This window comes from Pseudolysinimonas sp. (assembly GCF_031389465.1).
In the GTDB taxonomy this organism is placed as follows: domain Bacteria; phylum Actinomycetota; class Actinomycetes; order Actinomycetales; family Microbacteriaceae; genus Pseudolysinimonas_A.
Genome location: NZ_JANMSQ010000014.1, coordinates 1 through 9,760, shown reverse-complemented (window position 1 = coordinate 9,760; position 9,760 = coordinate 1). Strand labels below are relative to the sequence as shown.

The 9,760-nt window shown below is 69.1% G+C and carries 9 protein-coding genes and 1 pseudogene; 1 reads left to right on the top strand and 9 read right to left on the bottom strand.

The window, feature by feature from the left end:
* The 3 genes and pseudogenes from RMO30_RS00445 to RMO30_RS00435 form a co-directional block, all read right to left on the bottom strand.
* Positions 1-204, bottom strand: a pseudogene (locus tag RMO30_RS00445) (hypothetical protein); the annotation flags it as partial.
* The gene (locus tag RMO30_RS00440; protein ID WP_309708024.1) at positions 201-1,481 is read right to left on the bottom strand and encodes an MraY family glycosyltransferase; all 1,281 of its coding nucleotides are present in this window, start codon (positions 1,479-1,481) and stop codon (positions 201-203) included. The pseudogene RMO30_RS00445 and the gene RMO30_RS00440, both read right to left, overlap by 4 nt.
* Entirely contained in the window at positions 1,478-2,155 is a 678-nt protein-coding gene (locus tag RMO30_RS00435) for an L-threonylcarbamoyladenylate synthase (protein WP_309708020.1), read from the bottom strand. Before RMO30_RS00435 ends, RMO30_RS00440 begins: the two co-directional genes overlap by 4 nt.
* Positions 2,156-2,221: 66 nt before the next feature.
* Between RMO30_RS00435 and RMO30_RS00430 the strand changes: the two genes are divergently transcribed.
* Positions 2,222-2,905: an HAD-IA family hydrolase gene (locus RMO30_RS00430; protein ID WP_309708018.1), complete on the top strand. Its 684-nt coding sequence runs from the start codon at positions 2,222-2,224 to the stop codon at positions 2,903-2,905.
* Positions 2,906-2,919: 14 nt separating this feature from the next.
* Here the strand turns inward: RMO30_RS00430 and prmC are convergent, their stop codons facing one another.
* From prmC to RMO30_RS00400, 6 genes are all read right to left on the bottom strand, one after another.
* Positions 2,920-3,774 carry a peptide chain release factor N(5)-glutamine methyltransferase gene (gene prmC, locus RMO30_RS00425; RefSeq protein ID WP_309708016.1) on the bottom strand — a complete coding sequence of 285 codons (855 nt, stop codon included), beginning with the start codon at positions 3,772-3,774 and terminating at the stop codon, positions 2,920-2,922.
* Between the two features lie 10 nt (positions 3,775-3,784).
* Positions 3,785-4,867 carry a peptide chain release factor 1 gene (prfA, locus tag RMO30_RS00420; protein WP_309708013.1) on the bottom strand — a complete coding sequence of 361 codons (1,083 nt, stop codon included), beginning with the start codon at positions 4,865-4,867 and terminating at the stop codon, positions 3,785-3,787.
* A 21-nt stretch (positions 4,868-4,888) separates the two neighbouring features.
* Positions 4,889-6,772: a transcription termination factor Rho gene (gene rho / locus RMO30_RS00415; protein ID WP_309708010.1), complete on the bottom strand. Its 1,884-nt coding sequence runs from the start codon at positions 6,770-6,772 to the stop codon at positions 4,889-4,891.
* Between the two features lie 148 nt (positions 6,773-6,920).
* A complete protein-coding gene (gene thrB / locus RMO30_RS00410) occupies positions 6,921-7,865 on the bottom strand; it encodes a homoserine kinase (protein WP_309708007.1) in 945 nt (314 codons plus the stop codon).
* A complete protein-coding gene (gene thrC / locus RMO30_RS00405) occupies positions 7,862-8,977 on the bottom strand; it encodes a threonine synthase (RefSeq protein WP_309708003.1) in 1,116 nt (371 codons plus the stop codon). Before thrC ends, thrB begins: the two co-directional genes overlap by 4 nt.
* A gap of 2 nt (positions 8,978-8,979) precedes the next feature.
* Positions 8,980-9,760, bottom strand: a 781-nt coding sequence (locus RMO30_RS00400) for a homoserine dehydrogenase (protein WP_309708002.1), incomplete at its 5' end; no start/stop codon positions are given.

Genomic DNA, 9,760 nt, shown 5'->3' with positions numbered 1-9,760 from the left:
CCCACGGGTGACGCGACCCGCGACCAACATGCTCACGGCGGTCAGCCCGAGGAACACCGCCGAGAGCGCCGCCCCCAGCAACCCGCCGAGCACCCCGGGAAGGCCCGACGTCAGCCAACCGATGGTGCCGGCCCCGACAGCGACGCCGACGGCGACGATCGCGCCGTAGAGCAACGCGCGGGTCAGGAGTGGGGCGACGGTCACGAGGATGCTTCTTTCTCATGCAGACGCTCGAGAGCGCTGGCGGCCTCGGCGGCGGTGTGCTCGAGGCCGACCGCGGCCGCTCCGGCGGCGGCGTCGAGGGGATCGAATTCGGCGACCCCGGCATCCGCCGCAAGGGCAGCAGGGGCGCTCTGCACCGCAGCCTCAATGGCCTTGCGGCGACTCAGCGGGGCCAGCGTCACGATCGTGCAGACGACGAAGCCGACGAGCATGACGATGCCGCCAATGAGGAGCCCGCGCCCCGGAATGAGGAAGAGCAGCATGCCGATCGAAGCGACCGCCGTCCAGGCGTAGAAGATCACGACGGCGTGCACGTGGGAGTGCCCCATGTCGAGCAGGCGGTGATGCAGATGCTTGCGATCCGCACTGAACGGCGACTTGCCGGCTCGCAGCCGACGTAGAACCGCGAGCGTGAAGTCGGCGAGCGGCACGATGAGCACCGCGAGCGGAAGGATGACCGGGATGAGTGCGACGAGGCCTTCGCTCGTACTGGTCGGCACGGTCTGCCCGGCCAGCGCGACAGTCGACGTCGCCATGAGGAGACCGACGAGCAGCGCCCCGCCGTCCCCCATGAACAGGCGGGCAGGCCGATCGTCGCCGCGCCGCCAGTTCCACGGTAGGAAGCCGGCGCAGGCGCCGATGAGGGCCGCGGTGATGAACTGCGCGAGGTTGAAGTAGTCGCTCTGTTCGGTGGGGCCGTATGAGACGAGGTAGCCGTACACGAAGAACGCCGCGCTCGCGATCACCGCGACACCGGCGACCAGCCCGTCGAGACCGTCGATGAAGTTGACGGCGTTCATCACCAGAACGATCACGAAGATCGTGACGAGCAACGACATATACGGCGACAGCGGCGCGACCGTGCCCGGCAACGGCACCCAGCCGATCTGAACACCCTGCCAAGCCAGCAGCCCGGCGGCGATGATCTGGCCCGTGAGCTTGGTGAACCAGTCGAGATCCCAGATGTCGTCGGCGACGCCGATCAGCACGATGAGAAGGGCGGCACTGAGCACCGCGAGCACCTGCTGCGGCTGAGCGAAGATCAGGGCGAGTGGCGGCAGCTGCGAGCCGACCGCGAACGCGACGACGATGCCGAGGAACAGGGCTATCCCGCCCAGCCGCGGCGTCGGGCGGGTGTGCACGTCGCGCTCGCGGATCTTCGGGTAGAGCCGGTACTTGTGGCTCAACTTCCAGATCGCCCACGAAGCGCCGAACGAGACGACACCCGAGACGATCGCGACGACGACGTAGAAGACTATGCGCACCGCTCGGCTCCCACGATGTCGATGATCGCCTGATCCGGAATGACGCCGTGGCGCAGGATCCGCAGCTTCCCGTCGGGGTGCTCGAGGGCTGTCGCGTCGACGATTGTCGACCCGGAGCCCTTGTCGGCGTCGGGATACGCGGTGCCGACGGGGCCGGCTTCGAGGTACACGGCGACGGTGTCGCCGAGCGCGGCCTCGGCGTCTGCTGCGGTCATCGCGGCGGGCTCGCCGGTGCGGTTGGCGCTCGACACCGCGAGCGGTCCGGTCTCGGCGAGCAGTTCGAGCGCGATGCGCTGGTCGGGCATGCGCACGGCGACGGTGCCGCGGGTCTCCCCCAGGTCCCAGTCGAGCGTCGGGCGGGCACGCAACACGACCGTCAACCCGCCCGGCCAGAACTTCGCCACCAGGGCGCGCACCTCCTCGGGGACGAACTCGGTGAGCGCGTCAAGAGTGGGGATGCCGGGCACGAGCACCGGCGGCGGTGCGGTGCGATCTCGGCCCTTCGCCTCGAGCAGCCGCTGGACGGCGGCCGGGGCGAAGGCGTCGGCCGCGACGCCGTAGACGGTGTCGGTGGGAATCACCACCAGCTCCCCGCGCCCGATCGCAACGCGGGCGGATCGCATCCCGGTCAGCAGGTCGTCGGGGACGCTCGTGTCGTACAGAGCCATGGCGCCCTCTACCCTACGGTCTCGCGGTCAGCGGCACCGCCGGTGGTCGGGGAGAATGGGAGCACCATGGGTCTGCTCTTCGTCTTCGATATGGACGATGTCCTCTACGACTACGACTGGCGTCACCGGATGACGGGCCTGACGAAGCTGACCGGCCTCCACCTCTCAGAACTGCGCCGCCGCTGGTGGAACGACGAGGGCGAGTGGGCCGCGGAAGCCGGGCACTGGCCCGACGGTGCGTCGTACCTCGCGGAGTGGCGTGCGGCGATCGGTGCGACGCTCACGGCGGATGAGTGGCTCGCCAACCGAGGGTCCGCGATGACCCCTCGGCCCGAGGCGCTCGCCGCCGTCGCGCGGGCCGCCGAACTCGGCCGGGTGACGCTGCTCACCAACAACGGTCCGCTCGTCGGCGAGAATCTCGCGACGCTCGCGCCGGACCTCGTGCCGCTGTTCGGGGCGGAGCATCTCAAAGCCTCCAGCCACTACGGCGCGCGCAAACCAGATCCCCACGTCTTCGAAGGAGTGCTGCGCGCCTACGACGAGCCGGCCGAGCACACGTTTTTCGTCGACGACATGCCCGTCAACGTCGACGGTGCGGCTTCCGTCGGCATCACAGCTCACCTCTATCGCGACCCCGCCGCCCTGCTCCAGGCAATCGAAGCGTTTGCCGCACAGTTCACCGGGATCTCGAGCGCTACCCAGATCGCTGCGGGCGGTCCGTTTCGTGGGCGCGCTCGACGAAACGGGTAGCGCTCGCGAGAAGGTCAGCGGATCGCAGTTGTCGCGCGGTCGCGGCCGAGGAGGTCGCGGGTCGTCGCGGGGGCGCGCCAGCCGTCGGCGGTGAGCAGGGCACGGATGTCGGCGCCCTGAAGTTCCCCGTGCTCGAGCACGAGCGCTCCCCCGGGCCGCAGCAGGCGTCGGGCGGTCGCTGACACGGCGCGCACGACATCCAGGCCGTCGGCTCCCCCGTAGAGCGCGACTTCGGGGTCGTGGAGGCGCACCTCGGGGTCGCGCGGGATCGCACCGACCGGAATGTACGGCGGGTTCGAGACGACGACGTCGAGCGTGCCATCGAGTTCGGGCACGGCGTGGCGTAAGTCGGCGAACACCAGGCGGAGGTTCGAAGCGCCCACCCGGGCGACGTTCTCGCGCGCCCAGATGAACGCGCGCGGCGAGTTCTCGACGGCGACGACCTCGGCGTGCGGCACCTCGGTTGCCAGGGCCAACGCGATCGCTCCGCTGCCGGTGCCGAGGTCCGCAGCGCGGGGAGATCCCCCCGGGACGGCGAGGAGGGCGTCGATCGCCAGTTGGGCGACGATCTCGGTCTCGGGACGCGGCACGAACACTCCCGGGCCGACGCGCAGCTCGAGTGACCGGAAGGCGGCCAGCCCGGTGAGATGCTGCAGGGGCTCGCGGGCGGCGCGGCGTTCCACAAGTTCGAGTACCGCATGCCGTTGCTCGGCGTCGAGGGTGACACCCGTCACGATCTGCGCCTGCAGCTGCCCGCGCGAAACGCCGAGCACGTGGGCGACCAGCAGCTCGGCGTCGGCATCGGGGGACGTCACGCGGGCGGCCGTCAGCACGGCGACCGCGTGGTCGAGGAGGGCCCGGAGGTTCACTGAGCCCGCTTCAGGACGAGGTGTCGGCGAGGTCGGCGAGGCGGGATTCCTCGTCCGCCTGAATGCACGAGTCGATGACCGGCTGTAGTGCGCCGTTCATCACCTGGTCGAGGTTGTACGACTTGTACCCGGTGCGGTGATCGGCGATGCGGTTCTCGGGGAAGTTGTAGGTGCGGATGCGCTCCGAGCGGTCCATCGTGCGGATCTGGGTTTTGCGCTGGTCGGAGGCTGCGGCCGCGATCTCCTCCTGCTGCTTGGCGAGGAGTCGGGCGCGCAGCACCCGCATCCCGGCTTCGCGGTTCTGGATCTGCGACTTCTCGTTCTGCATCGACACGACGATGCCGGTCGGCAGGTGGGTGATCCGCACCGCCGAGTCGGTCGTGTTGACGCTCTGCCCGCCGGGGCCCGACGAGCGGAACACGTCGATCCGCAGGTCGTTGGGGCTGACGTCGATCTCTTCGGGCTCGTCGACCTCGGGGAAGACCAGCACGCCGGTCGTCGAGGTGTGGATGCGGCCCTGCGACTCGGTCGCCGGCACGCGTTGCACCCGGTGCACGCCGCCCTCGTACTTCAGCGACGCCCAGACACCGAGCGCCGGATCGGTCGCGTTGGATTTGATCGCGACCTGCACGTCCTTGTAGCCGCCGAGATCGGACTCGTTGCGTTCCAGCAGCTCGGTTTTCCAGCCACGGGATTCGGCGTAGTGCAGGTACATGCGCAACAGGTCGGCCGCGAACAGCGCCGACTCCTCACCGCCTTCGCCGCCCTTGATCTCCATGATGACGTCGCGACCGTCGTCGGGGTCGCGCGGGATGAGCAGTCGCCGCAGCTTCTCGGCGGCGGCGAGCAACCCCTCCTCGAGTCCGGGGAGTTCGGCAGCGAACGCCGCGTCGTCCTTGGCCAGTTCCCGTGCAGCGGCGGCATCCTCTTGGGCGGCCTGCCACGCGGTGTGGGCGGCGACGATCTGGTTCAGCTCGGCGTAGCGCCGGTTGACTTTCTTCGCGCGCCCGGCATCCGCATGGATCGCCGGATCGGAGAGCTGCTGCTGGAGCTCCTCGTGCTCGGCCAGCAGCGAGGCGACCGATTCGAACACGCCGCTCCTCCTTCTGAAGCCCTACTCCTTGTGGTGCCCGTTGCCGTTGGGGATGACCTTCTGGATCTGCACGAGGAACTCGACGTTCGACTGCGTGTCCTTGAGCTTGCTGAGCACCACCTCGAGCTGCTGTTGCGGGTCGAGACCCGCGAGCGAGCGGCGCAGACGCGACGTGATCTGTACCTCTTCGGGGGTGAGCAGTTCGTCTTCACGACGGGTGCTCGAGGCGACAATGTCGACCGCGGGGAAGATGCGCTTGTCGGCGAGCTGGCGCGAGAGGCGCAGCTCGGAGTTGCCGGTGCCCTTGAACTCTTCGAAGATCACTTCGTCCATCTTCGAGCCGGTCTCGACGAGCGCGGTCGCGAGGATGGTCAGCGAGCCGCCGCCCTCAAGGTTACGCGCGGCACCGAAGAAGCGCTTCGGCGGGTAGAGAGCGCTCGCGTCGACCCCGCCGGAGAGGATGCGCCCCGACGCCGGCGACGCCAGGTTGTACGCGCGACCTAGGCGGGTGATCGAGTCGAGCAGCACGACGACGTCGTTGCCCAGCTCGACGAGGCGCTTGGCTCGCTCGATCGCGAGTTCGGCGACCGTCGTGTGGTCTTCGGCCGGACGGTCGAAGGTCGAGGCGATGACCTCGCCCTTCACCGCGCGCTGCATGTCGGTGACCTCTTCGGGGCGCTCGTCGACGAGCACCACCATGATGTGCACCTCGGGGTTGTTGACCGCGATGGCCTTGGCGATCGCCTGCAGGATGATCGTCTTACCGGCCTTCGGCGGCGCGACGATGAGGCCGCGCTGGCCCTTGCCGATCGGGGCGATGAGGTCGATGATGCGCGTCGAGAGCTTCTCGGGCGTGGTCTCGAGCCGCAGGCGCTCCTTCGGGTAGATCGGGGTGAGCTTGCCGAACTCGATGCGCTCGGCCGCCTCCTCGACGCTCTGCCCGTTGATCGAGTCGATCTTGACGATCGCGTTGTACTTCTGGCGGCTCTGCTCGTTGTCGCGCGGCTGGCGGATGGCGCCGACGACCGCGTCGCCCTTGCGCAGGTTGTACTTCTTCACCTGGCCGAGCGAGACGTAAACGTCGTTCGCTCCAGGGAGGTAACCGGAGGTACGCACGAAGGCGTAGTTGTCGAGCACATCGAGGATGCCGGCGACGGGGATGAGCACGTCGTCGTCGCTGATCTCGGGCTCGAACTCGTCGTTCTGACCCTGGCCACGACCGCGCTTGCGGTCACGGTACCGGCCGCGTCCGCGGCCCTCCGCGTCGGGACCGTCGGCGGCGGGACCGTTCTGGCCGCCACCGTTCTGGCCACCACTGTTCTGGTTGCCGCCGGTCTGGGCGTTGCCGTTCTGGCGGCCCTGACCGGTGGCGCCCTGTTCGGCGCGAGCGCCCTGGCCGCCGCGGTTGCGGCTGCGGCTGCGCCCACGGCCTGCAGTCTCGTCACCCTCGGTGTCGGCCCCCGAGGTGACTTCGGGAAGCAGGCTGTCGAGCTCGGCGGCGATCTCTTCGCGCGAACGCGGGGGCTCGGCCGAGGAGTCCTGGGCTGCGGGTGCTTCGGCGTCGGGGCGTTCGACGGCGGGGAGGTCGACGGCGAGAGCCGCGACCTCTTCCGTCGACGCGGTAGCGCGACGCGAACGTCGGGCGGGGATCGTGTCGCCGTCGGTGACCGGCGCCTCGTCGGTGAACGCTGCCTCAGCGAACGGTGCCTCAGCGAACGGTGCCTCGGCAGCGGGGGCTTCGGCCTCGGGGGTGCCTGAGAGAGAGTCCACGAGTTCTCCTTTTCGAAGTTTGGCGGCGCCGGCGATTCCGCGCTCCGCAGCCAGGGCCTGCAGCTCGGGGAGCTTCAGGCGGCTCAGGGCAGCACGGTCGGCCGCGACGGTCGCGGCGGTGTCGGCGTCAGTCAAGGGGGTGTTTTCCTTTCGACCCGGGCACAGAACGTCCGGGGTTCGGTTCTTCACGACCACTCGAATGACCTCGTGAGAGGCGCACAAGAAGAGGATTCAGAACCTGATGGGATTGCACATCTTCAGAAGGGGCGAGCTCTTTTTTGGGCTAGGCCACGGCCTCGGTGGAGTGCGGTACCACTGTAGCACCCTTGAAATCGACGGCGAGCAGCAGGCAATCCCACGCCGTCGTCGACGACTTCTCGACCAGATCCGTCGCGACGAGCCGCTGCGCCGGGTCGCTGCCGAGCACGAGGATCGAGGGCCCGGCTCCCGACACGACGGCGGCGAGGCCGTGCGCGCGCAACACCTGGATGAGGGCATCCGTCTCGGGCATCGCGCTCGCGCGGTAGCTCTGGTGCAGCTTGTCTTCGGTGGCGGCGAGCAGCAGTTCGGGGCTCTGGATGAGCGCCGCGATGAGCAGCGCCGAGCGGGACACGTTGAAGATCGCGTCTTCGTGCGGCACCGACTCCGGCTGCAGGCTGCGGGCGAGCGCCGTCGACATGACCGACTCTCGGGGCACGGCGACGAAGGGCGAGACCCCTCGGTGCACGATGAGTTTCTTGTGCCGCGGGCCGTCAGGGGTCATCCAAGCGATCGTGAGGCCGCCGAAGAGTGCGGGTGCCACATTGTCGGGATGCCCCTCCAGCTCGGTCGCCCGAGCCAACAGCCCTTCAGAGTCGATGTCGACGATCCCGTCGAGCAGCCCCTTCGCGGCCATGATTCCGGCGACGATCGCGGCGCCCGACGAACCGAGGCCCCTGCCGTGCGGGATGCCGTTGTGCGCAACGACGTCGAGCCCGGGCATCTCGACGCCGTAGTGGGCGAAGGTGTGCGCGGCGGCGCGAATGACGAGGCTCGAGGAGTCGGTCGGCACCTCGCCGACGCCGACGCCCTGCACGTCGATGGTCGCCCCGGGCTGCGCGCGGGTGGTGAACTCGAGTTCGTCGTAGAGCGAGAGCGCGAGGCCGAGGGTGTCGAACCCGGGGCCGAGGTTAGCGGTCGTCGCAGGAACCTTCACTGCGACGCTGCGCCCGATCGGAATTGTCTTCATGATGTTTTGGTCAGGCCCAAGACGCTCGCCACCTCGGAGACATCCACCGCCACCTTAGTCGGCACGACGTCGCCGCCGTCGGCGGTCTTGAGCGCCCACTGCGGGTCTTTGAGGCCGTGGCCGGTGACGGTGAGCACGACGACCGCACCCTTCGGGATCTCGCCGGCATCGGAACGTTCGAGCAGCCCGGCAACGCTGATCGCCGAGGCGGGTTCGACGAAGACGCCGACATCGCGCGACAGGATGCGGTGCGCGTCGAGGATCACGTCGTCATCGATCGCGCCGAAGTACCCGTCGGTCAGTTCGCGTGCGGCGAGGGCGAGCTCCCACGACGCCGGGTTGCCGATGCGGATGGCACTCGCGATCGTCTCGGGGTTCTTGACGATCTCACCGCGTACGAGCGGTGCGGAGCCGGAGGCCTGGAAGCCGAACATCCGCGGCAGCTTCGTGACGCGACCGGCCGCGAGGTCTTCGGAGTACCCGCGGGTGTACGCGGTGTAATTGCCGGCGTTGCCGACCGGGATGAAGTGGAAGTCGGGGGCATCGCCCAGCACCTCGACCACCTCGAAGGCCGCCGTCTTCTGGCCCTCGATGCGGTCGTTGTTGACCGAGTTGACGAGGTGTACCGGGTAGTGGGCGGCGAGTTCGCGCGCGATGTCGAGGCAGTCGTCGAAGTTGCCGGCCACCTGCAGCAATTCTGCGCCGTGGGCGATCGCCTGGGCGAGCTTGCCCATCGCGATCTTGCCGTCGGGCACGAGCACGGCAGCGGTGAGCCCGGCGTAGGTGGCGTACGCGGCCGCCGACGCTGACGTGTTGCCGGTCGACGCGCAGATGACCGCCTGCGCGCCGTGCTCTTTCGCCTTCGAGACGGCCATCGTCATCCCGCGGTCTTTGAACGAGCCGGTCGGGTTCATGCCTTCGTACTTCACGAAGACGCGGGCACCCGTGCGTTCCGAGAGGGCAGGTGCCTCGATGAGCGGGGTCCCGCCTTCGCCGAGGGTCACGATCGGCGTCGCGTCGGTCACGTCGAGACGGTCGCGGTACTCGTGGAGCACACCCCGCCACTGCTTGTTCGAGGTCGCGAGGGGGCTCGTGGTCGTCTGGTCGGCCATGGTCACAGTCCCTCTACTCTCAGCACGCTGGCCACCGCGGTCACGACATCTGTCGCGCTCAAAGCGGCGACTGTCGCGGCGAGGGCCGACTCGGTTGCCTCGTGGGTGCCGATCACCAGGGTAGCGGTGGGCGAGGTGCCCTCGGTGTTCAGCGCAGTCGGCCGGGCATCCTGTTGCACCGCCTCGACCGAGACGCCGTGGTCGGCGAACAGTGTCGCGATCGCCGCGAGCACGCCGGGACGGTCAGCGACCTCGAGGGTGATGCGGTATCGAGTACGCACGCTTGAGATCGGCAGGATCGGCAGACCCGCCTGGGTCGACTCGGCGACCCCGGGGCCGCCGATGACGTGTCGACGAGCGGCCGAGACGACGTCGCCGAGCACGGCGGACGCGGTCTGCACTCCCCCCGCACCGGCGCCGTAGAACATGAGCGCGCCCGCAGCTTCCGCCTCGAGGAAGACCGCGTTGTTCGCCCCGTGGACGGCAGCGAGCGGGTGATCGAGGGGAACGAGCGCGGGATGCACGCGCGCGCTCACGCCTTCGACTCCCGTCTCGGCGTCGACGACGCGCTCGCACACGGCGAGCAGTTTCACGACGAAACCCGACCGGCGGGCGTCGGCGACCTGCTCGGCCGTGATCGCCTGGATGCCTTCGCGGTACACGGCGTCGAGCGGCACCGTCGTGTGGAACGCGAGGCTCGCCAGGATCGCGGCCTTCTGGGCGGCGTCATAGCCCTCGACATCCGCCGCCGGGTCGGCTTCCGCAAACCCGAGACGTTGCGCT

Excerpts from the sequence above, each read along its gene's own strand:
- RMO30_RS00435 (WP_309708020.1), bottom strand. The coding sequence starts at position 2,155 with ATGGCTCTGTACGACACGAGCGTCCCCGACGACCTGCTGACCGGGATG.
- RMO30_RS00430 (WP_309708018.1), top strand. The coding sequence starts at position 2,222 with ATGGGTCTGCTCTTCGTCTTCGATATGGACGATGTCCTCTACGACTAC.
- thrB (WP_309708007.1), bottom strand. The coding sequence starts at position 7,865 with ATGAAGACAATTCCGATCGGGCGCAGCGTCGCAGTGAAGGTTCCTGCG.
- thrC (WP_309708003.1), bottom strand. The coding sequence starts at position 8,977 with ATGGCCGACCAGACGACCACGAGCCCCCTCGCGACCTCGAACAAGCAG.